Here is a 22,835-nt window from a genome sequence, read left to right as displayed (position 1 = left end):
GTAGCAATACATGGTTGGTTCTTTTTTTGTTTGTCCGCCATAGGCGGGCTCTAATACAATGTCATTAAGTTAAGATATGAGCCATACTTCTGAAAAAGAGATATGGATTTTTTATTTCATACTTGACAAACTGCCATACATATGTGGGCTCTTTACTGATCAAGGATTAGTAAGGTGCCCCTTGCAATTAGTAGATATTTTAGCTAATTACAAGGAGGTCTCGTACAAATAAAGGATAATTACTCTCATAAAAAACACTGTATAGATTAATTGATAAAAGCAGTAAGAATATAAATGATTTTGTTCAAAATTCCAATCATGATCATACTCGCAAACGAAAGATTTCTTTTGAAGACACTATTCACAAAATGCGAATACTACCTGTTTGATGAATGTAACTGTGCTTACTCCTTAGTCCGTTTTTATAAAGTCTCTTGTTATAGAAAGCATTTTGTATGCTTCCAATTATCTAAAGTAAAACATTTTTTCATACATAATTCAATGAGCAGAAATTACAGAGGAAAGAAGCTGTGCTTATTTTACGAACCATGTATGTTGGATGCCTATCTCATAAATTCCTCATTCGATAGTTGCTTCCTATGCGGGTCAGCCTTTCGATAAACTTTTTGTCAGACGCCGCTCAGGTTTGGTGCTATTAAGGTACCATACCAACAACATTTTAATTAGACATACCGGAAAGGCAGGTGGTTCTTTGAAACCTTTCGAGGCTTAGTTATCTCCTCATAAGGAATTCCGGTACTTAAGCGGAGTCATACCATAATAACGCTGGAACATGGCAATGAATTTACTGCAGTTATGGTATCCCACCTGTTTTGAAACATCGGCAACGGATAGAGAAGCTTCGCTAAGCAGATTGCAGGCAATGGACATTCTAAGAGAAGTCACATATTGATGGATGGACATGTGATACAGATGGGAAAATCCTGCCTTTAATTTCTGCGTATTCAAATACACCCGCCCGGCCAGTTCTTTTATGGTGGGCGGGGTGCAAACTTCTAAAGTGAGAATGTTGTGTGCTTCGTGAAGCGCTTTTTGATCGCTTTCACTTAACAGTATATTTTTCCCGGAAGGTAAGGTGATGATCAGCTGGGATGGCTCTGAGAAAGTTTTCGGAATAATCTTTTGTGAGTAGGTTTTGGTAAGCTCCGATATGATTTCCAATACTTTACCTTCTATGAGCATAGGGGTAAGCGTGCCCAGGTTTGCGTTATATTCAAGGTTTTGGAGAAGCTGTAGCAGTATGGGAGAAAATGAATTTTGTAAAAGGTCGGGAGGAAGATCCTCAAATCTGATGCAGTAAGGGGCATAAGCTTTCGCTAAGTATTCCTTAAAGTATCTCTCTCTTATAACAATTTCCGCTGCATGATAATGCTGCCCCCCTTTCCAGGTCTGGGAGCCTTTTCTGCCGGTTCCTGTTAATAAAAATGAAGTGGGACACAATTTAAATAAGGGTTGTCCCAAAAGCTGGTATTCACCTTCTCCTTTTAAAAGATTGCTCATCTGGAAATAACGCTCTTCAATCGAAAACTTTAGTGAGAAAGTCCGGGCAGGCGTGTAATTGCTGATGAATAACTTATAATATCCCTCTTTCTCAAAGTAATAAATCTTCCCCAAATCCGGTTTTTGCGGGTGGGAGTATATGGAATAAAACCCCATATTTTTTTGTTCAAATTGAAGCTGCTTAAAAAAACCGGCATGATAATCATCCATATTCTTATATATCATAATAGTAAGTTCCTCTGTATTCTATGCATTTCTCTGTATTATCTCATTTTAGCCCTTAACAGAAGAAATTATATCCCAATCAGATGCTGCACTTGACAACCCATATCTTATTCGTTATAATCAACCCTGTTCTGCTGGTTAGTCTGTTCTAACTATTGCATTATAGGTTATTTTCCTATGCATGTAAAGAAACTTTTATGAAAAAACACATGCAGAAGCCGGCAGAACATAGAAAGATTCGGAGGAATATCCATGGAATTAAGTGCAAAAGGGCTTTCCCTGTGTTATGAGGGGAAAGAAGTGGTTCATCAGCTTGATGCCGGAGTCAGAGAAGGAAAAATTACAGCATTAATCGGCGCAAACGGCAGCGGAAAATCCACCCTTTTAAAAGGCTTTGCAAGACTGTTAAAGCCTTCAGCCGGAGAAGTGCTGCTGTTTAATGAACCTTTGGCGGCATACGACACGAAAGAAATCGCCAGGCATTTATCCTTATTGCCCCAAAGTCCTCAGGCACCCATCGGAATCAATGTCTTTGAGCTGGTCTGCTTTGGCAGGTATCCTTATCTGAAAAGATATAAAAACGATCTGACAAAAGACGATTATATAAAAGTGGAAGAGGCCATGAAATTGACCGGTACCTGGGAATTTCGTTACAGGGATATTAATGCTTTATCAGGAGGCCAGAGGCAAAGGGCCTGGATCGCATTGACCCTGGCACAGGACAGTAAAATATTATTGCTGGATGAGCCTACTACGTTTTTGGATTTAACTCACCAGCTGGAAATACTGAAGCTTTTAAAGAAATTAAATCAGGAGTTTAAAAAGACGATTGTGCTGGTTATCCATGATTTGAATCAGGCGGCAAGGTTTGCAGACGATTTAATTTGTTTAAAAAGCGGAGAGATATTGTACAGAGGAGAAGTCAGGGATGTATTTACCAGTGAAATGCTGAGAGATGTATTTCAAATCGATGCAAAAATTGTTCTTGACCCAAGAAGCAGCAGGCCGGCATTCCTATCCTATGATCAAGTTGAAAAGGCATAAAAAATGCAGCATAAGAGTGAATACATGAAAAAAACAGATAATGGAAAAGACTTGCAAAGGAGGCTGTACAGGCTGATATTTGCCTTAGGTATCCTTACGTGCTTTCTTATAACAGCCAGTTTACTGGTGGGACTAAAAAATTACTCCTTTAAAACACTTTGGGAAAGTGTTACCGCATATGACCCTTTTAATCAGGCTCATCAGATTATATATACAGTACGCCTTCCAAGAATCATAGGCGCTTTATTAACAGGAACCATACTTGGAATCTGCGGACTGATCATGCAAAGTATCAGCAGCAATCCATTAGGAGACCCTTCTCTCCTTGGTGTATCAGGGGGAGCCAGTGTGGTAATTGCAGTCAGTTATGCCATCAGCATGAATATTGGTTCCGTTCAGCGTTCTGTCATTGCCATGGCAGGAGCTGCACTTGCCATGATATTTGTCAGTCTTTTATCCGGTAAAATGGGAAGAAGAACGGACCCCCTTAAACTGATGCTGGCAGGAACGGCTGTTTCTAATTTCTTTGGGAGCTTATCTCTGATCATAGGAATCAGAAGCAAAACCTCAAGGAGTTTAAGCTTTTGGATAGCAGGCAGCCTTGCCGGGATCAATGCAACGGACCTCTTATTTTTGACGGTCAGCTTAATCGTAATTCTTCTCATCATTCTGTACTACCGGAAAGATTTTGCACTGATGGTTTTAGGAGATGAGCTTTCAACGGGACTCGGGGCTAATGTGGACAGAGCACGCAAAGCAGGACTTCTGGTGGTGGTGATCGGTACAGGAATCAGTGTTTCTGTAATCGGAAACGTAGGATTTGTCGGACTGTGTGTCCCTCATATTGCAAGACTGCTGTTTGGAAGCCGTTTTTCTTTCCTGCTTCCGGTGGTAGCCGTTATGTCGGCATTTTTACTGGGAGCAGCAGATTTCATGGCACGTTCGGCCAGCGCGCCTCTTGAAATTCCGGTAGGTGCCATTACCGCTCTGATCGGTGCGCCGTTCTTTTTGTATCTGGCGAGAACGCAGAAAAAGAACGGAGGAAGGACTGCACAGTGAAACAAAAAGAAAAGGATGTAAGATATCTTGCTGCAAAAAGGTGCAGGGGGATATTGACCATTGGTATTATATTAATCGTTATTACAGTTGTTATTTCGCTCAACATGGGAGCCATCTCCATCTCCCCCGGTGATATGATCCGGACATTGGCAGGATTTGGAACGCCTAAAAACCAATTGGTACTGTTTTCTTTCCGTCTGCCAAGGCTGGCAATGATTTTCATAGTGGGTACCGGTATGGCTCTCAGCGGAGCTCTTTTACAGGGCATTACCAGAAATGATCTGGTTGATTCGGGAGTCATGGGAATCAATGCAGGAGCAGGCCTCTTTGTCGTGTTATACATTTTCTTTTCCGGCGGTGATGCACAGATAGTAAAGACCACCCAGTATTGGATGCTGCCTGTGACAGCCATAAGCGGAGGGCTGTTGACAGCCATGATCGTCTATGTGCTGACCTGGAATAAAGGAATATCTGCCATAAGGCTGCTGCTAACGGGCGTGGCCGTAAATGCTGTCATAAATGCCTTGATTTTAATTTTTCAGTTAAAAATGAATGAATACAATTTTAACAGAGCAATGGCATGGCTGTCTGGCGATATATGGAAAGCAGATTGGCCCCTGATCACCCTTCTTGGCGGCTGGACCCTGATCCTTTGTATTCTTTTAAACAGGCAGACACAGGAGCTTGATATTCTGAGATTGGGAGATGAGTGGGGAGTAACCTTAGGAGTTAAGACAGAAAAGAGCAGGCTTCTGCTTTTATTAACGGCTGTTGCCTTCGCCTCCATAGCGGTGGCAGCAGGGGGAACCATCAGTTTTCTGGGGCTTCTTTCGCCTCATATTGCACGAAGGCTTACAGGAGGATTAAGCAGATACTACCTGCCCGTTGCCGCATGCATTGGAATAGGAATCACCTTGTTTGCTGACGTATGTGCCAAATTCATATTTTCCCCCGATGGCATACCCATTGGGTTAATGGTTGCTATGGTAGGCGCGCCCTATTTTATCTATTTAATTGTAAAATATAATTAAAAATATATGTAATTGAAAGAAAGGATGCCGCTGAATGATCTACGCGGCTGTACTGCGAAAAAATGTAGTATATGGTATTGAAAATGAAACGAATGATTCATGTGCTGACAGGCCTGGCTTTGACTGCTGCCGTTTTAACAGGCTGCGGAGCGAATAATGGAACTGCTGTACCTGGCGCATCACAGGCCTCTGAACCTAATAAAGGCGGAACCCATACATTTAAAGCAGTAAATGGAGACGTAGAAATCCCTGATGATCCCCAGAGAGTAGTAGTGCGTACTTATCTTGGTGAAGTTATGGTATTAGGAATACCTGTCGCAGGAAGTGAAGAATGGAGTCTTGCAAATCCTTATATTGATGAAGAAAAGAAAGCTCAGATAAAAGATGTCGGCTACCCCATGAATGTGGAAGAGGTTCTTGCTCTGGATCCTGATCTGATTATTACGGATTCAGAAGAAGGTTTGGCTGAAATGGAGAAGATAGCACCTACTGTTTTTATCCCCTTTAATACCAACAGAGATATTAAGTCCTCCATTCGTTATTTTGGAGAAATGTTAAATAAACAGTCAGAAGCAGAAGCCTGGATTGCTGAATTTGAAACAGAAGCCGCTAAGGAGACAGAACGTTTAAAGGAAGCGGGAATGGATATGAATGCCAGTGTGGGTCTCTTTGAATTTGCCAACGGTAAAGTATATGCATTCGGAGATAATATGGGAAGGGGCGGACAGGTTTTAACATCAGGACTTGGCCTGAAACTCCAGGAAAAGTTACAGGAAGTCAGTGACGGACAGGGCTGGGCAGAAATATCCATAGAAGCACTGTCCCAGTATGCGCCGGATTATATGTTTGTTACTGTTTACACTGCAAATGGGGAACCAAGTAAAGATGTAGAAGAGATGAAAAAAACTTCTGTATGGAAAAACCTCTCTGCAGTACAGAATAACAGGGTCATTGAATTGCCCTTTGAACAGGTTTATTACTATGATCCGATTGCTGTGCTGCAGCAGTTAAAAATCGTAACGGATTCCATAATAAATACAATGAAATAATATTGTGCTTATAAAGAGCAAAACACCTCCTGGCTGCACAGCGTGCAGGGAGGTGTTTTCTTATACCCAATCGTTTTATTCACAGCAGAGGACTTGCCCTATAAAACTGGATTCCCTGTTGCTGTTTCCGTAGTTATCAGCTGTCTCGCTTGTTTGAGCCTCCGCACTTAAGACCGCAGCAATTTCATGCATGATCCACTCAAGGTCGATCAGGGTGATGACACGGTCATCCGCTTTTGCTATGCCGATGACAATGTTGTCTTTGTCCCCATAAAGCTCCGAATCCGGCTTTTCGATGGTTTCCCACGAAATCCGGCTGATGGCATCTGCCTGATGGACATGAAAGGCCATGCCCATCTGTTTAAATCCCATAATAATCAATAAGTCATGTTCAGGATCTTTCGAAGCAGGAAGATCCAGATATTTTGCAAGATCCACCACGGTAAACGCTTCACCCCTAAGATGTACCGTTCCTTCGATACAGGGATTGGAATGGGGGATCCGCTGAACATCCTGATACCATGCCAGCTCCTGAATCTTTGCGATGTTAATACCAAACGTGTTACCGGCAACTCCTGTTACCAGCACCTGCAGTTCATTTGTTGAACTCATTCTTTCTTCCATGATACACCCTTCCTTTTAGCTGTCAGCCGAGGGAGCATGTTTAGGTTCTAGATGCCGGGTTCCATGGGACTCCGGCTGACAAAACTGATAACTCCCCAATGATTCTTTCCATATTTTAGTATCTTCCAAAAGGATTATTTTAATCCACATTTTGATTATATTATTTCCCTTTCTTCTTATGCCAGTATATCTATTTTATATTTTTCATGGATTATGCGTGTAGTGAATTGGCGGTTTGATATCCTGAATTGAGTGTAATGGAAAAATTTTCCTCTTAAAAGATATCCGACAGCTTTTATTGAGAAATGTTATTAATAACATTAAGCACATAAGAAGCTTCATCGGATACATTAATACTCCTATCTGGTGAAAAAAGTCGTATATTGTAACATAATGTCATCCATTGCTTTGAAAGCTAATTGGGAAAAGCCATGGAGAGTCAAAAACTACTAAGGAGGAAAGAGTTATGAGCTATGAGGGTAAACGTTTATCGCTTCAGGCAAAGGGGATGGTTGGAGGTAGGGGGATTGATCGGGAAATTGGGTCTATGATGGGCAAATCAGGGCCTTTATGATGGAAAAGTGTTAAAAGAAGTGATAATTTAAATATAATAAGGCGGTGTTGTAATGAGAAATCTCAAATTACATCTTAAACTAATCATAAGTTTTGCAGTTCTGATATTATTTTCTGTTATTATAGCTATTGCAGCAATATCAAGCATGAGCACTATGAATGCGGCAGAAGATACCTTGTATTCGGAGCAGTTGACAGGGGTTGAAATTGCAGGAGAGATCAGCCAGAACTTTTATCAGCAAAAGACGTTTATACGCAATATTGTAATATACGAACCGGAAGATGAATCATTTAAGCAGGCTCTGTCCATGCTGGATCAGCTGGATACCGAGATGCATCAATTATTTGATTCATATCAAAAGACGATAAATAATCCGGAGGATCAGGTGAATTTTGATGAATTCAAAACCATTTATACTAATAATTTTGCTGCTGCAAAACGTAAGGTAACTGATTCTGGCAAGATAAATGATTCCGCCGGTGCCAAAAAGTCGATGGATGAAGCTGCGGCAGACACGGACCGGATAACAGATTTGCTCAATATAAGCAGGGATATGAATAAAAGGTATGCATATGAAATGCTGCAGTCCAATACACAAACATTTCAACGTTCCAAAATATTGATCACCCTTATCCTGCTCATCTCCCTTTTGGCAGGGGTTATCCTTACTGTTTACATAACCAAAATTATTGCCGGCCCTATTGGGAGACTGAAAAAGGTGATGGAACAGATTGCAGCCACCGGTGCGCTGGAGTTTGAAAAGGATTTACAAATGGAACTGGATAATGATAAGCAGTTTAAGGATGAGGTTGGTCAAAGTATAGCTGCTACAGAAAAGATGGTTATGCACATCGTGCATATATCAGAAGAGCTAAAAGTCATTGCCGGGAAGGATTTAAGCAGTGAAGTGAAATTATTGTCCCAACAGGATGTATTAGGCATGGCATTACTGACAATACAAGATAATTTAAATCACCTGTTTGGGGAAATCAATCTTGCTACGGAACAAGTGGCTACCGGCGCCGTGCAGGTTGCCGATGCCGCTCAATCATTGGCTCAGGGCGCCACAGAGCAGGCGGCAACTGTGCAGGAATTGAGCATGACAATAAAAGGCGTTTCCGAAGAGATGAGAAGCAGTGCTGCTATGGCCGGCGAGGCAAAAACAATGGGAGATGAAATTCAGCAAAAGGCTGAATCAGGATCCTCAAAAATGGAAGAAATGATGCTGTCCACACAGCAGGCCAATGCTGCCAGCAAAGAAATTGCTTCTGTGATCAAGATTATTGATGAAATTGCATTTCAAACCAATATACTTGCGCTGAATGCAGCCGTGGAAGCTGCACGTGCCGGTCAGCATGGAAAAGGGTTTGCGGTTGTAGCAGATGAAGTGCGCAGCCTTGCTGCGAAAAGCGCGGAGGCTGCAAAGGATACGGCAGCGCTGATTGATACGACCATAGAAAAAGCGGCCCAGGGTTCTGTAATATCCAGCCAGACATCGGATGCCCTGCAAAAGATTGTGGAAGGCGTGGTCCAAAGCAGTGAGGTTATTACAAGCATTTCCCAATCAGCAGGTAATGTGGCAGATTCCATGATACAGATCAGTAAAGCGGTTGAACAGGTATCCCAGGTTGTGCAGGCCAATAGTGCTTCCTCTGAAGAATGTGCTGCCGTAAGTGAGGAAATGAGCGGACAGGCAGCTTTACTGAAAGAGACAATTGCTCAGTTTAAATTAAAAGAAGACTTTCAGGGCATCAGAATTGGAAACACATTATATCCAATGAATCAGCAAATTTCCATAAAACCTTCACCGGAAAGCATGGGATTTTCCATGGCTCATAGTAAATACTAAAATACAACCCTTCTTAAATGACCTTTATGAGCGGTGATTTATAGTCCTTTCCACGTGAAGCTGCGGTTTTTACGGCGCCTGGCATGTTGACGCCGGAATTCCATGTCCGGAATAAGGATATCAAATGGACGGGAATTATGTGCATAAAATCTGCAAACCATGCGGTGCTTATCTGTTGATAGGTGCCGCATTGGTTTTGGAACGGTTTCGTAATATTGTGGTGCCAATTTCAGAACGAAAAATGCTGTATCCAATCAAATTGAATATTAGGAACAAAAATTGTATATATGAAAAAAAGATGCTTGCATCTTCGTGAGAGAAGGAGTAGACGGATATGATAGAAAAGCTCGACATCATGTTTTCAAAAATGGTTTACAGGAAGACTTTGCGAATCCTTCGCAGAGGGGTGTTGTCGATGATGCCGCTGGTGTTGGCCGGTTCGGTTGTTTTTGCTCTGCTTACCTTGCCGATTCCGTCCTATCACCGCTTTATGTCTGGTATATTTGGGGAAGCATGGCAGGAAATCGGCCTGTCCTTTCATTATGCCACACTTCAGATCATGGCGCTTTTGGCGTTGATTGCGGTCAGTTATGCCGCAGCTAAGGAAATGACACTTGTAAGGTCCGGTGAGGTAAGCTCTGTCAGCATTGTGATTACGGTATTTGCCTCCTATATTGCACTTACACACAGAAATCTGATTGTGCAGGCACATGAAGCAGGTTCCTCCGGTATGTTCAAGGCCCTTTTCGTATCCATAGCTGCGTCCCATCTGTTTTGTTTTTTTTATAAGCTCTGCTGCCGTACCCTGCCCTCCAATGTCATTCCCCATCTGGGAGGCGCTTTGACTCAGGCCTCCTTTCTGGCCGTTATGCCATCCTTTCTCACTGTTTTTGTGTTCAGCGGGGCAAAAGTTTTGCTGGTTTCTACAGGTATAAATTCATACCCAGGGATACTCCTGCAAAGGATAAATGAAACATGGATGACAGGAGCAAACTTTGTTTCCGCCGTGTTGCTGATCCTTTTAACCCATATCCTGTCATTCTTTGGTGTGCGGGGCGAACCAATGATAGCAGATGCAGTATCCGGTGCAACCAGGGTCGTTACCTCTTTTGAGGGTCCGAATATTCTTACCAAGGGATTCTACGATACGTATGTGTATTTAGGAGGTGTTGGGGCAACACTGGGATTGCTGCTTGCGTTTCTGCTGGCCGGTGAGAATAACCGTCTTGTGAAGATTTCCGTACCCCTTGGTATTTTTAATATCAACGATACCGTGCTTTACGGTTTTCCGGTCATCTTCAATTCCTATTATTTTATTCCGTTCCTTTTGTCACCTGTTATCCTTGGATTAAATGCATATCTTGCCCTGCTTTTGGGCTTTGTGCCGCCAGTCACACAGGCGATAGAATGGACGACCCCGATTTTTTTATCCGGGTTACTTGCCTCCGGATCGGTTTCCGGAGTTATACTGCAGGTGATAAACCTGACGGCAGCTGTGTTGATTTACCTCCCTTTTGTCCGGCTTCAGGCAAAGAATCAGCAACGTGACCGCCTGACTACCTTCCATGTTTTATCAGAGGAGCTGCAAAATACCTGGGAAAAGAGGCAGGAAAAGATCATTTCCCGCCATGACGATGTTGGTTTGCTCGCCCGCACCCTTTTGGCTGAAATCAGGAGCAGCCTCCAGGGCTGTAAAAGAAGCCTGTATCTGGAATACCAGCCAAAGGTGAACTATTGCGGTGAGGTTATGGGAGGTGAGGCCCTGCTGCGCTGGATCCATCCTGTGTACGGATACATATCGCCTCATATTGTATTAAGCATCTGTGATGAGGCCGGACTTACCAACCAATTGGGCATTTGGGTAATCCGCAAGGCTCTGTCTGATTTGCGGCGTTGGCAAGATCAAGGATATGGCGGATTATCCATTTCCATCAATTTAAACCCGAATCAGCTGAAGGATGACGATACGCTGATTGAAACTGTGGAGAGACTGATCAATGAACATGGCCTTAAGCCCGGCTGCATAGAGTTTGAGCTTACAGAAAATGCTGCAGTTGATCCCGGCGATTCCACACGGGACAAGCTTAAGCAAATCAGGGAGCTGGGTGTGGATATCTCCATTGATGATTTTGGGATGGGACACAGTTCCTTATTGTATTTGTGTGATTTCCATGCAAATATTGTGAAGATCGACGCTTCCCTGGTTCACCGCATTGCCAGCGACAGGAGGCGGCAGCAGATTGTGGAGACAATCCTTACTCTCTGCAAACAGATGAAGGTTCAGGTTGTGGCGGAGGGAGTTGAAACAAAAGAGCAGGTCCAAATGCTCCATGAACTTGATTGTGATTACTATCAGGGCTTTTATTTCAGCAGGGCCTTGAGCTGCGATAAATTTATGGAATATGTGAATCAGCACGGCATATCAGAGAATAAAAAGATGGAAAGCGTTACGGCGAGATAGAAATGCTTTAAAAGCCGGCAGCGCAATTGTCAGAATCATGGGGAAAGGTTGTGTAAAAAATCATTGACAGTGCCAAAATACTCTGATAATATCAATAATAAATAACGGATGATGAATACGAGAGAGAGCACAAATCTGTGCCGCCGAAGGGGAAGGCAGAAACTCTCAGGCAAAAGGATTGTATTCGGACGTAACTCTGGAGAACATTTATGTACCGAAGAAGTCAATCTTTCAGGTAAAAGGACAGAGGCAGACAGAAATATCTTATACGGATATTTTTCTCTGCCTTTTTTTGTGCAGATAAACGGAAGATGTTCCTGATTATGAAAATAGTAAGATGTCTTTATAACCGGATGGACGGCAGTAAAAGACACTGCCTTTATCATATAAATTTAAGGAGGGTTTACACATGGAACGAAAAACACCGCTTTATGAAATGCATTTGAAATATCATGGCAAAATGGTCCCCTTTGCAGGATATCTTCTTCCAATTCAGTATGAAGAGGGAATCATAAAGGAGCATATGGCAGTGAGAACAGGAGCAGGGCTTTTTGATGTTTCCCATATGGGAGAAATAAGCTGTAAGGGAAAAGACGCACTTGAGAATCTGCAGCGGCTGCTGACCAATGATTTTACCGGTATGGCGGACGGCCAGGCAAGATACAGCCCCATGTGCAATGACCAGGGCGGGACAGTGGATGATCTGATCGTATATAAGAAAAAAGAAGAAGATTACTTTATCGTTGTAAATGCTTCCAATAAAGATAAGGATTACCGGTGGATGCTGGAACATAAATTAGGAGAAGCGGTGTTTGAAGATATTTCGGATCAAATCACACAAATTGCCCTGCAGGGTCCCAAATCACAGGAAATACTCATGAAACTGACCACAGATATTCCTGAAAAATACTATCATGCTGTTTTTGATGGAATGGTAGGAGGGATCCCATGCATGGTATCCAGAACCGGTTACACAGGGGAAGACGGTTTTGAGCTTTATTTGGACAATACATATGCTGAGACGATGTGGGAAACGCTTATGGAGGCAGGTAAGGAATACGGACTGATGCCCTGCGGGCTGGGGGCCAGAGACACTTTAAGGCTGGAGGCCGGCATGCCGCTGTACGGACATGAAATGAATGATGAGATAAATCCTGTGGAAACAGGTCTCGGGTTTGCCGTGAAAATGCAGAAGGAGGATTTTATCGGTAAGAACCATTTGCCGGATAAGGATTCCCTTACAAGAAAACGGGTAGGCTTAAGGGTGACAGGAAGAGGGATCATTCGGGAACAGGAAGATGTGCTTGTAAACGGAAAAAAGGCAGGCTTTACAACATCAGGAACCCATTGCCCATATTTAGGCTATCCGGCTGCCATGGCCATTTTAGATAAGGAATATATAAATACAGGTACAAAAGTAACAGTAATCGTGCGAGGAAGAGAAGTAGAGGCAGAAGTAGTGCCCCTTCCATTCTATAAAAAATCAAAATAATTAATCCAGGAGAAGGAGAATCAGTCATGAAGGTATTAGAAAATCTGGTTTACACAAAAACCCATGAATGGGTAAAATTTGAAGATGAAACAACCGCTTTGGTAGGCCTTACGGATTATGCCCAGCAGACATTGGGGCAGCTAGTTTTCGTCAATCTTCCGGAAGAGGATGACGAGACGGCAGCCGGCGAAGTATTTGCCGATGTGGAGTCTGTAAAAGCTGTTTCAGATGTATATTGCCCGGTAACAGGGGTTGTATCGGAAATCAACGAAGAGCTTCTCGATTCACCGGAAAAGATCAATGAGGCTCCTTATGAAGCCTGGTTTGCAAAGATAACCGGTATTACGGAAAAAGAAGAATTCTTAACCCCAGAGGAATACGAGGAACTTGTAAAAAAAGAAATGGAATAAAGGAGATCTGCATATGGGTTCATTTGTACCGGCAACCGATCAGGACAGAAAAGAAATGCTGTCGGCGATCGGCATTGATAGCATAGAAGAACTTTTCAGGCAGCTTCCCCAGGAAGTTCTGTTAAAGGAAGGATTAAATCTTCCCCCTGGTATGTCTGAAATGGAAGTTTGTAAGAAAATGGAAGGCATTGCAGCAAAAAATACGGTATTTCCGGTCATTTTCAGGGGTGCAGGGGCGTACAGGCACTATATTCCTGCTGTTGTAAAAAGTGTGTTATCCAAGGAAACCCTTTACACGGCCTATACCCCGTATCAGGCGGAAATCAGCCAGGGAATTTTACAATCCATATTTGAATACCAGACCATGATCTGTGAGCTTACAGGAATGGATGCGGCCAATGCTTCCGTATATGACGGCGGTGCAGCGGCGGCGGAAGCGGTAGCGATGTGCAGGGACAGAAAGAAAAACAAGGCTTTTGTATCCACAGCGGTTCATCCTCAGGTGATGGAGACCATAAAGACCTATTGCTTTGGAAACGGGATGGAACTGACTGTTATTCCTGAGAAAGATGGCATAACGGATCTGGATTTTCTGAAGGAACATATTGACAGCCAGACCGCATGTGTCTATATTCAGAATCCCAATTATTACGGCAGCTTAGAACCGGCAGCTGAAATCGGAAGTACAGCAAAGGAATCCGGGGCGCGGTATATCATGGGTGTGAATCCCATTTCATTAGGTGTAATCAAGACTCCGGCAGAATACGGCGCTGATATTGCGGTGGGAGAAGGGCAGCCCCTGGGACTTCCCCTGGCATTCGGCGGGCCGTATATCGGTTTTATGGCATGTACAAAAGAACTGACCAGAAAACTGCCGGGAAGGATCGTCGGAGAAACCGTTGATTCCAACGGTAAAACAGGATATGTCCTGACCCTTCAGGCGAGAGAACAGCATATCCGAAGAGAAAAAGCATTAAGCAACATCTGCTCAAACCAGGCCCTTTGTGCATTGGCTGTAGCAGTTTATCTATCTGCTATGGGAGCCGAAGGCTTAAAACAGACAGCCATACAGTGTATGTCAAAGGCCCATTACATGGCTGACCAGCTGGAAGCAATCGGGTATCCGGTTGTAAACCGGGGTGAATTCTTCCACGAATTTGTGACCGCTTCAATAGTTCCGGCAGAAAAGATGTTGAGTGCACTGGAAGAACACGGAATTCTCGGCGGTTATCCATTAACCGGTGAAAGAACGGGGCAGATCTTATGGTGCTGTACGGAAATGAATGCAAAAGATGACATTGACCGTGTCATTGGCATTTTAAAGGAGGTGTAAGGTTATGCTGATATTTGAAAAAGGGCAGGAAGGAAGATCGATGACCATTCTGCCGGAATGTGATGTGCCGGTTAAACTGCCGGAGGAAGGCAGTTTAAGAAAAAAGAGCCTCCGCCTTCCCCAAGTGTCTGAAAATGATATAAGCAGGCATTATACGGAAGCGGCGAAAAAGGCATATGGCGTCAATGACGGCTTTTATCCTTTAGGTTCCTGCACCATGAAGTATAATCCCAAGATCAATGAAAGCATGGCAGCTCTTCCGGGATTTGCACAGATTCATCCCATGCAGCCGGAGCATACGGCACAGGGCTGTATGGAAGTGCTGAAAACGGCAGAAAAGTACTTATGTGAGATCACCGGAATGGACCGTATGACCTTTCAGCCGGCAGCAGGAGCCCATGGTGAATTTACCGGACTTTTGCTGATGAAAGCATACCACGAAAGCCGCGGTGATAAAAAAAGAACAAAAATTATCGTACCGGACTCCGCACATGGAACCAATCCGGCAAGCGCATCCATGGTGGGCTTTTCGGTAATCAGCATTCCGTCTGCTAAAGACGGGGGAGTGGATTTGGAGGAATTAAAAAAGGCAGTCGGGGAAGATACGGCCGGACTGATGCTGACAAATCCCAATACATTGGGACTTTTTGACAAAAATATATTGGACATTACAAAAATCATTCATGAAGCCGGGGGATTGACTTACTATGACGGTGCAAATTTAAATGCCGTCATGGGGCTAATCAGACCGGGAGACATGGGATTTGATGTGGTCCACTTAAATCTTCACAAAACCTTTTCCACTCCTCACGGAGGCGGAGGTCCGGGAAGCGGACCGGTAGGCTGCAAGAATCTTCTGGCCGAATTTTTACCTGGCAGCATGGTAGAGGAAGAAAACGGATATACGTTTAAAGATCCTGTTCAAAGCATTGGGCAGGTGAAAAACTTTTACGGAAATTTCCTGATCGTAGTCAGAGCCATGACGTATTTATTCATGCTTGGAAAGGAAGGAGTTCCGGAAGCTGCAAAGCATGCCGTACTGAATGCCAATTATATGATGGCAAAATTAAAGGATGTATATGATATGGCATATCCGGGACCCTGTATGCATGAATTTGTCATGAGCCTGGCCAGGCTGAAAAAAGAAACTGGCATATCCGCCATGGACATAGCAAAAGGACTTTTGGACAATGGCATTCATCCGCCGACCATGTATTTCCCTCTCATCGTACCGGAAGCGTTAATGGCGGAACCAACGGAAACGGAGTCAAAAGAAACTTTGGATGAAGTGATTTCAGTATTACGCGGCTTGCATGAAACGGCAAAAGCCCAGCCGGATACCCTTCATCAGGCTCCTGTTCACACTCCGGTCACCAGGCTCGATGAAGTAAGGGCAGCCAGAAATCCAATACTAAAGTATGATTTTTCAGATAAGGAAACAGATAAAGATGATACAGGAAATTAAATACGTAAACGGAAGCAGTCATGACCCGTATTTAAATCTTGCCATAGAAGAGTATTTATTAGAATCAGTAAGTCGGGATACCTGCATCTTATACCTATGGCAGAATGAAAATACCGTTGTGATCGGCAAAAACCAGAACCCATGGAAGGAATGCAGGATCCTGGATTTGGAGCAGGCAGGCGGCCATCTGGTAAGACGGCTTTCAGGAGGCGGCGCCGTATTCCATGATCTTGGCAATTTAAATTTTACGTTTCTTGTCCATAAGGATCATTATGATCTGGATAAACAGCTGGAGGTCATCTTACGCGCTGTCAAAAAGCTGGGAATCCATGGGGAAAAATCAGGAAGAAACGATATTACCGTATCAGGCAGGAAATTTTCCGGCAACGCCTTTTACACCAGAGGGGAGAAGTGCTATCATCACGGGACCCTGCTGGTTCATGCAGATATGGAGAAGCTTTCTAAATACTTACAGGTTTCAAAGGATAAGCTGGAATTAAAAGGAGTGGATTCCGTTAAGGCCAGGGTAACCAATCTTTCTGAATATCAGGCCGGCCTTACCATTGATATGCTGAAGGAAAAGCTTTTGGAGGCATTTGAAGAAATCTATGGATGCAAGGCGGTTTTCTGCAGCCAGGAGGATTTAGACCAGGAAGCGCTGGCCCAGGGAAGAAAGAAGTTTTCTTCCTGGGATTGGCTGTATGGACGCACCATGGATTTTCAGTATGAGCTGTCAAAGCGGTTTGTATGGGGAAATGTGATCTGGCAGTTCCAGGTTAACTGCGGGATCATACAGGATCTCCAATTGTTTTCGGATTCCATGGAGCCGGATCTTGTGGACCGGATCCCAAAGTATTTAAAGGGAAGCAAATATGAGAACCAGGATATCTGTAATAAACTGGATCAGGTGCCTGCAAAGACCCAGGCCCAGTCGATCATGATAAATGACCTAAGAGAGTTTTTTGCTGCTGCAGAATTATAAAAGCCAGGGAGGGATAGGATGGAGGAAATATACGATCTGCTTGTTATTGGTGCAGGCCCCGGAGGATATGTGGCGGCCATTAAGGCTGCAAAGCTGGGAATGAAGACTGCTGTTATTGAAAAACGGGAGGTGGGCGGAACCTGCCTAAACCGGGGCTGCGTTCCCGCAAAAGCCATGCTGCACGCTGCCAAATTGTATCAGGAGGTCCTGTCCGGAGAACGGTTTGGAATCATTTCAAAAGAGGTGACCTATGATTACGGCAAAGTGATGTCCTATAAAAATGAAACTTCCGAAAGTCTCAGACTGGGAGTGGAACAGCTCCTTAAGGGAAATAAAGTAAAGCGGATCCAGGGAACCGGAACACTGACAAAGGATGGAAGGGTCAGGATCAGGACAGAGGAAGGCGAAGAAATCCTTCAGGCAAAACATATCCTGCTGGCAACAGGCTCCAAGCCTTCTCTGCCGCCTATTGAAGGAATCCGTCTTCCTGGAGTTATGACCAGCGATGAGCTGTTTCAGCTTGATCACGTGCCGGAGAGCCTGCTGATCATAGGCGGCGGGGTCATAGGAGTGGAGTTTGCCACCGTATTCTCTTCCTTTGGTTCCAAGGTTACATTACTGGAAGCGGAAGACAGGCTTCTGCCTGGCCTGGATAAAGAAATCTCACAGAATTTAAAGCTGATTTTGAAAAAAAGAGGCGTTGACATTCATACCAAAGCATTTGTGCGGAAAATTGAAAAGGAGGGCCGGGATTTTATCTGCACCTATGGAGAGATGGCAAAGGATAAAGAAAAAATTGAGGTTTTAAAGACGCCATACCTGCTTTCTGCCGTGGGGCGCATTCCCAATACAGACGGCCTGCTGGAGGAAGGGGCATCACTGGAAATGGACCGGAGCAGGATCGTGGTAAAGGATAATTTTGAAACAAGCATGCCGGGGGTGTTTGCCATCGGAGATGTGATCGGAGGGATTCAGCTGGCCCATGCTGCCAGTTCCCAGGGCATCTGTGCGGTGGAGCAGATGAATGGGAAGGAGCCGACCATCGATCTGTCGGCAGTTCCGTCATGTGTTTATTTTGATCCTGAAATTGCATGCGTGGGAATCACGGAAGACGAAGCAAAGGAAAAGGGAATTGAGACCCTTACAGGAAAATTTTTAACCCATGGCAACAGCAAATCATTTATAACAAAAGAAGAGAGAGGCTTTGTTAAGGTTGTAACAGATAAGGAGACCGGCGTATTACTGGGAGCGCAGATGATGTGCGCCAGAGCTACGGATATGATCGGTGAGATGGGAACTGCTATTACTAATAAGCTAACTGCAGAGCAGCTTTTAAAAGCTATGCGGGCTCATCCCACCTATAATGAATCGGTAGGAGAAGCGCTGGAGGAATGCATTGGCGGAGCGATTCACGCCCTGCCACGCAGGTAATTAGTTTTAAAAATACAGATATGATAAAAAAATATATCGGTTCTGCCTTCATAAGGAACCGATATCACAATTCCTGTTAATGTCATCAAATAAACCGTCAAATTTCGATATGAAGTTTGACGGTTTATTTTTGGTGTGCCCGGCGGGCGCATGTTCTAATGAGTGCAAGTCTCGAATCCGCCCGGTAGTGGGAAGGATATAGCCAAGACCAAGGGTGTCGTCCGTGAGAACGAATCTGAAGGAAGGTGGAGGCAAATCTCTGGTCTGACGAATAGAAATCTTATCAGGCTGTAAATGGGGGTAAGGTTGCCAAACAAGCCAAAGCCCAATAACTACACGGAACCATTTGCAGTAAATAAGGCAGATAGATGGAGAGAAAGAGCATGCGAGTACCCGGGGAGATCTCACGGACGTGGAGAGTTTTTTTTTACGAACGACGGTTGAAATAAGATTTATCGTGAGAAGTCAGCAGAAACCATAGTACCATGCCAGTCGACGGGTATGGGAAGGGTGGAACTTTAGGAGGTGGGAGTAAATGAATGTTACCGAAGTCGAGAAAAGAGAAAGCACAAAACATTGCTGTAGCAATGGCTGCCGCCGGAGGGATAGTGCGGAACACGAAGAGAATGGCGGAGCGCTTATTGACAAGAGGATAACTGAAAGCAACGCCACCAACGCCGACAGAAAAGTAGATGGATTGCTGGAAATAATCGTCAGTAATGAAAACTTAAACCGTGCATACCAACGAGTGAAACGGAATAAGGGAGCAGGCGGAGTCGATGGAATGGAAGTAAATGAACTTTTACAGTATCTAAAAGACAATGGCGATAAAATAAGGAAATCCATACTGGCAGGAACCTATCAGCCAGCCCCGGTAAGGAGGGTAGAGATACCCAAAGAAAACGGGAAGAAAAGAAAACTGGGAATACCAACAGCAGTAGACCGTGTCATTCAACAGGCAATTGCCCAGATATTAACGCCCATATATGAAGAGAAATTTGTGGAAACGAGTTACGGATTCAGACCGGGAAAGAGTGCCCATGATGCCCTGTTAAAGTGCCAGACATATCTGGAAGAAGGGTATATTTGGACGGTAGATATGGACCTGGAAAAGTTTTTCGATACTGTGAACCAGAGCAAACTTATACAAGTCCTGTCAAGGGATATCAAAGATGGAAGGGTGATATCCCTGATCCATAAATATCTAAAGGCAGGAGCAGTATGGTGTGAAAAGTTCGAGGAAACAGGAATCGGTGTACCACAGGGAGGACCGCTTAGTCCTCTTTGTGGAAATATCATGCTAAATGAACTGGACCAGGAACTAAGGAATAGAGGGCACCGTTTCGTCCGCTATGCGGACGATATGGTGATATTTTGCAAAAGTAAAGCAAGTGCAAAGCAGACACTTACCCATATCATACCGTATATAGAGAAGAAGTTGTTCTTAAAAGTGAACCGGGAAAAGACGATTGTATCATATGCAGGGAAAATAAAATTTCTGGGGTATGGTTTCTATAAGAGTCGTTTGGGCTTTCGAATGAGAGTACATGGGAAGAGCAAAGAAAAGATGAAGGCAAAGGTCAAGGAACTCACAAGTAGGAGAAATATCCAAAGCTATGAAGAGTGGAAAAGAAAAATGAAACAATTCATAGTGGGATGGATAAACTACTACAAGCTGGCAGATATGGAAAATCTGTTAAAAGAGACGGACGAATGGATGAGGAGACGAATCCGAATGGTATTCTGGAAGTGTTGGAAAAGAGTGAAAACGAGGTATCGAAACCTTGAGAGCCTTGGAATCAGCAAAACCAATGCAGGAATCCTTGCAAATACAAGGAAAGGCTACTGGCGTACAGCCAGCAGCCCAATTCTAAAAGCAGCCCTGACGAATCAAAGGATAGAAAAGGACGGCTTTCAGTTTTTCAATTCTTACTACAAATCTGTGATAGCGTAAACTAGGGAAACGCCCAGTACCGAACGGTATGCTGGGTGTTGTGAGAGGTCGGCTGACTAACTAATGGTCAGCCTCCTACTCGATTTTGATTAGGTGTTAGAATAAGGATAAATGATTGCACACATGCTCAAAGCAGGAATTGGGATTGCCGATGATTTATATTCGTGGAGGTTAAGTTTATGGATGACTTTACAGAAAAAGATATGGAGGAAGCACTCCAGGCAATAACTTCAATGATCAGCAGGACTGAGAAAGCAAAAGAGAAATTTGCGCAGGGTACTTCTCAGCATACGTTACAAAAGAACAGGCTTAAAGCGCTTCATATAGCTTCATCACTGATATCAAAGGGCCTGGCAGAGAGTGATGCTGTGGATTGTTATACCGAAGAAGACTTGAAAAATGCTCTTGCACCAATCACTTCTCTGATTAGCAAATCTGAAAAGGCAAAAGAAAAATTAACGCAAGACACTTGGCAGCATTTGATGCTTAGTAATAATCTCAAAGCGCTCTATATCGCTTTGCCATTGTTAACGAAGGCATTGAGGGAGTGGCCGCATGTTTCTGAGTAATCTCAAATATACTTTTCCTTCTAGCTTCAAAAAAGACATGCTTTCCGCCAAGTTCATGATATCATAGGGTACAGTTAAAGCAAATGCTAAAAAATATTATTTTAAAGCGAAAACGTAAACAGGATACCGGGCATGATGTGGTATCCTGTTTTATGTATTTCGATTTTGGTGCCATCCTGCCGGCTATTTTAGAATTGGCTTGGAAGTTACATAGCGTGACTGATAGTGGCTGTAACCAATATAAGTAAATAATGCAATGTACAAAATAGAAATGAGCATAGTCATTGGAATAGAATAGGGACTTGCAACGCGTCCGGAAATGGCAGCCAAATGATAGCTTGGGAAAAAATAAGCAACAGCAGGGAAGCGGTCGCTGTGAATAAAAACGGCAGCTTCAATCGGTTCCATTAAAATATATAGTAAGCCTAAAACAATTATCATGGACTTTCCTTTCATAAATGTAGAAATCATGGTAAAAGCTGCTGTATACGAAAGCAGCAATAATGTTTGGGCTGCAAACATTATGAAGTAATCCGGCAGACTTATTTTTCCAAAGCCGAAAATAAAGGACAGACCCACAGTATTTACAAAAAGTCCCAATAATACATATGTCAACAATCCTTTTGTATTTGAAAAAAGCATGGATAAATAGGATTCTTTACCGCCATTTTTGGCTGTTGCCCCTGCCAATACCGCCGCACAAATGGTAATCAGTTCAGCTGACGAAGCTATGGTGTATACTGCATTTGAACCATTTGGAATAAATCCATACACGGATTGAACATTGAGCTTATGCCCCTCGATAAGCGGTGCCGTATCAAGATAGGAAATTGCCCCAATGGTAGCCAATGCGTATACAACTATTATGCAATAGATTGGCAGGTTTGTATTTCTCATTTTTGTATCTCCGCCGGGAAGGATACCATTGGCAAACAGACCGTAAAAGGCCATTAAAACCCCACACAAAACTGCTCCCGGTATGGTGAAAGTAAAGTGGATGCGCTCAAAAAAGAGCTTAATCGTATCATCTTCAAATATCATTCTGATTGCCATGTAAGTTAAATATCCGGCACATAGGTCGTTTAGAATTGGAAATTGTTCTATCAACTCCGACATTGAATCGCTGAATAGAAGCAAAATAAAAGCCCCGAATATAAGTCCGGCAAGAGCGACAACTATTTTTTTCGAGTCTAACATAGTTCCATCTGTGGAAATAATGCTGGATATGGCAATGGCGTCATCTAAGCTCATACTGATAACAGCAACTGAAATAGAAATTACGGCTTCAAAAAAGCTGTCCTTTTCTTTGTTCTCTGATTGCAGCTTTCTATCAAAGTTCTGTTTGCTATGAAGCAGCATATTAAACGTGATGTAGAGCAATAATGCTCCTCCGACAATACGGATATGCAGCCATGGTATAGCAAATAGAGCGCCTGCAATAGCAATGAAAGTCAACTTAAACACCAATGATAAACCAACACCAATTCGATGAACTTTCTTTGCCATGCCCGGCAGCAGCCCATTGGTAGCTAATGCGAATACGCCGACATTTTCACATGAAATTACCAGATTGATAAGTAAAACCTGTATGATAAAGTTCAATTTGTGCCTTCCTTTCCCGTATTTATGTCCGTATCTAATTATTATCAGTAGTATAAAAACATATTGTCACGTACCTGACAATATGCTTTTCTTATGTCCTGACTTTGTAATATTTTTTAGCAGATGTACAGGGAAAGGCTTCTGATTGGTTCCAGAAAAG

At 43.4% G+C, this 22,835-nt stretch carries 17 protein-coding genes and 2 riboswitches; of the genes, 14 read left to right on the top strand and 3 right to left on the bottom strand.

What is annotated here, in order from left to right; translation table 11 throughout:
* Positions 1–741: 741 nt before the first annotated feature.
* Positions 742–1,746: a helix-turn-helix domain-containing protein gene (locus K401_RS0128315; protein WP_024296104.1), complete on the bottom strand. Its 1,005-nt coding sequence runs from the start codon at positions 1,744–1,746 to the stop codon at positions 742–744.
* 252 nt (positions 1,747–1,998) lie between these two features.
* On the opposite strand from K401_RS0128315, the gene K401_RS0128310 reads away from it, so the two are divergent.
* The 4 genes from K401_RS0128310 to K401_RS0128295 all read left to right on the top strand — a co-directional run bounded on the left by K401_RS0128310 (position 1,999) and on the right by K401_RS0128295 (position 5,929).
* On the top strand, positions 1,999–2,790 hold the full coding sequence (locus K401_RS0128310; protein ID WP_024296103.1) for an ABC transporter ATP-binding protein: 792 nt from the start codon (positions 1,999–2,001) through the stop codon (positions 2,788–2,790).
* Between the two features lie 24 nt (positions 2,791–2,814).
* Positions 2,815–3,849, top strand: a complete 1,035-nt coding sequence (locus K401_RS0128305) for a FecCD family ABC transporter permease (RefSeq protein ID WP_024296102.1) — start codon at positions 2,815–2,817, stop codon at positions 3,847–3,849.
* A complete protein-coding gene (locus K401_RS0128300) occupies positions 3,846–4,880 on the top strand; it encodes a FecCD family ABC transporter permease (protein ID WP_024296101.1) in 1,035 nt (344 codons plus the stop codon). The genes K401_RS0128305 and K401_RS0128300 overlap by 4 nt, the downstream gene beginning before the upstream one ends.
* 83 nt (positions 4,881–4,963) lie before the next feature.
* Positions 4,964–5,929 (top strand): iron-hydroxamate ABC transporter substrate-binding protein, encoded by a 966-nt coding sequence (locus K401_RS0128295; RefSeq protein ID WP_166435302.1) that lies wholly within the window; start codon positions 4,964–4,966, stop codon positions 5,927–5,929.
* Positions 5,930–6,004: 75 nt separating this feature from the next.
* Here the strand turns inward: K401_RS0128295 and K401_RS0128290 are convergent, their stop codons facing one another.
* Entirely contained in the window at positions 6,005–6,553 is a 549-nt protein-coding gene (locus tag K401_RS0128290; RefSeq protein ID WP_024296099.1) for a chemotaxis protein CheW, read from the bottom strand.
* A gap of 626 nt (positions 6,554–7,179) precedes the next feature.
* Here K401_RS0128290 and K401_RS32125 point away from each other — a divergent pair.
* The 10 genes from K401_RS32125 (at position 7,180) to K401_RS0128235 (ending at position 21,073) form a co-directional block, all read left to right on the top strand.
* Positions 7,180–8,976: a methyl-accepting chemotaxis protein gene (locus K401_RS32125; RefSeq protein WP_024296098.1), complete on the top strand. Its 1,797-nt coding sequence runs from the start codon at positions 7,180–7,182 to the stop codon at positions 8,974–8,976.
* A 334-nt stretch (positions 8,977–9,310) separates the two neighbouring features.
* Positions 9,311–11,437, top strand: coding sequence for an EAL domain-containing protein (locus K401_RS0128275; RefSeq protein ID WP_024296097.1), 2,127 nt, complete (start codon positions 9,311–9,313; stop codon positions 11,435–11,437).
* Positions 11,438–11,545: 108 nt separating this feature from the next.
* Positions 11,546–11,628, top strand: a riboswitch (glycine riboswitch).
* Positions 11,629–11,694, top strand: a riboswitch (glycine riboswitch).
* A gap of 152 nt (positions 11,695–11,846) precedes the next feature.
* A complete protein-coding gene (gcvT, locus tag K401_RS0128270; protein WP_024296096.1) occupies positions 11,847–12,929 on the top strand; it encodes a glycine cleavage system aminomethyltransferase GcvT in 1,083 nt (360 codons plus the stop codon).
* A gap of 26 nt (positions 12,930–12,955) precedes the next feature.
* Complete coding sequence (gene gcvH, locus K401_RS0128265) at positions 12,956–13,339, top strand: glycine cleavage system protein GcvH (protein ID WP_024296095.1); 384 nt, start codon at positions 12,956–12,958, stop codon at positions 13,337–13,339.
* A gap of 13 nt (positions 13,340–13,352) precedes the next feature.
* Positions 13,353–14,672: an aminomethyl-transferring glycine dehydrogenase subunit GcvPA gene (gene gcvPA / locus K401_RS0128260; protein ID WP_024296094.1), complete on the top strand. Its 1,320-nt coding sequence runs from the start codon at positions 13,353–13,355 to the stop codon at positions 14,670–14,672.
* Positions 14,673–14,676: 4 nt separating this feature from the next.
* Positions 14,677–16,137 (top strand): aminomethyl-transferring glycine dehydrogenase subunit GcvPB, encoded by a 1,461-nt coding sequence (gcvPB, locus tag K401_RS0128255; RefSeq protein ID WP_024296093.1) that lies wholly within the window; start codon positions 14,677–14,679, stop codon positions 16,135–16,137.
* Positions 16,121–17,119, top strand: coding sequence for a lipoate--protein ligase (gene lplA, locus K401_RS0128250; protein ID WP_024296092.1), 999 nt, complete (start codon positions 16,121–16,123; stop codon positions 17,117–17,119). The genes gcvPB and lplA overlap by 17 nt, the downstream gene beginning before the upstream one ends.
* 18 nt (positions 17,120–17,137) lie before the next feature.
* A complete protein-coding gene (gene lpdA, locus K401_RS0128245; protein ID WP_024296091.1) occupies positions 17,138–18,550 on the top strand; it encodes a dihydrolipoyl dehydrogenase in 1,413 nt (470 codons plus the stop codon).
* A gap of 535 nt (positions 18,551–19,085) precedes the next feature.
* Positions 19,086–20,504 carry a group II intron reverse transcriptase/maturase gene (ltrA, locus tag K401_RS0128240; protein WP_024296090.1) on the top strand — a complete coding sequence of 473 codons (1,419 nt, stop codon included), beginning with the start codon at positions 19,086–19,088 and terminating at the stop codon, positions 20,502–20,504.
* A 179-nt stretch (positions 20,505–20,683) separates the two neighbouring features.
* On the top strand, positions 20,684–21,073 hold the full coding sequence (locus tag K401_RS0128235) for a hypothetical protein (protein ID WP_024296089.1): 390 nt from the start codon (positions 20,684–20,686) through the stop codon (positions 21,071–21,073).
* A 183-nt stretch (positions 21,074–21,256) separates the two neighbouring features.
* Here the strand turns inward: K401_RS0128235 and K401_RS0128230 are convergent, their stop codons facing one another.
* Positions 21,257–22,675 (bottom strand): TerC family protein, encoded by a 1,419-nt coding sequence (locus K401_RS0128230; RefSeq protein ID WP_024296088.1) that lies wholly within the window; start codon positions 22,673–22,675, stop codon positions 21,257–21,259.
* Between the last annotated feature and the right edge of the window lie 160 nt (positions 22,676–22,835).

The organism is Lacrimispora indolis DSM 755, from assembly GCF_000526995.1.
GTDB lineage: Bacteria > Bacillota > Clostridia > Lachnospirales > Lachnospiraceae > Lacrimispora > Lacrimispora indolis.
This window is presented reverse-complemented; position numbering and strand designations above follow the sequence as displayed.

Excerpts from the sequence above, each read along its gene's own strand:
- K401_RS0128315 (WP_024296104.1), bottom strand. The coding sequence starts at position 1,746 with ATGATATATAAGAATATGGATGATTATCATGCCGGTTTTTTTAAGCAG.
- K401_RS0128310 (WP_024296103.1), top strand. The coding sequence starts at position 1,999 with ATGGAATTAAGTGCAAAAGGGCTTTCCCTGTGTTATGAGGGGAAAGAA.
- K401_RS0128305 (WP_024296102.1), top strand. The coding sequence starts at position 2,815 with ATGAAAAAAACAGATAATGGAAAAGACTTGCAAAGGAGGCTGTACAGG.
- K401_RS0128295 (WP_166435302.1), top strand. The coding sequence starts at position 4,964 with ATGAAACGAATGATTCATGTGCTGACAGGCCTGGCTTTGACTGCTGCC.
- K401_RS0128290 (WP_024296099.1), bottom strand. The coding sequence starts at position 6,553 with ATGGAAGAAAGAATGAGTTCAACAAATGAACTGCAGGTGCTGGTAACA.
- K401_RS32125 (WP_024296098.1), top strand. The coding sequence starts at position 7,180 with ATGAGAAATCTCAAATTACATCTTAAACTAATCATAAGTTTTGCAGTT.
- K401_RS0128275 (WP_024296097.1), top strand. The coding sequence starts at position 9,311 with ATGATAGAAAAGCTCGACATCATGTTTTCAAAAATGGTTTACAGGAAG.
- gcvT (WP_024296096.1), top strand. The coding sequence starts at position 11,847 with ATGGAACGAAAAACACCGCTTTATGAAATGCATTTGAAATATCATGGC.
- gcvH (WP_024296095.1), top strand. The coding sequence starts at position 12,956 with ATGAAGGTATTAGAAAATCTGGTTTACACAAAAACCCATGAATGGGTA.
- gcvPA (WP_024296094.1), top strand. The coding sequence starts at position 13,353 with ATGGGTTCATTTGTACCGGCAACCGATCAGGACAGAAAAGAAATGCTG.
- gcvPB (WP_024296093.1), top strand. The coding sequence starts at position 14,677 with ATGCTGATATTTGAAAAAGGGCAGGAAGGAAGATCGATGACCATTCTG.
- lplA (WP_024296092.1), top strand. The coding sequence starts at position 16,121 with ATGATACAGGAAATTAAATACGTAAACGGAAGCAGTCATGACCCGTAT.
- lpdA (WP_024296091.1), top strand. The coding sequence starts at position 17,138 with ATGGAGGAAATATACGATCTGCTTGTTATTGGTGCAGGCCCCGGAGGA.
- ltrA (WP_024296090.1), top strand. The coding sequence starts at position 19,086 with ATGAATGTTACCGAAGTCGAGAAAAGAGAAAGCACAAAACATTGCTGT.
- K401_RS0128235 (WP_024296089.1), top strand. The coding sequence starts at position 20,684 with ATGGATGACTTTACAGAAAAAGATATGGAGGAAGCACTCCAGGCAATA.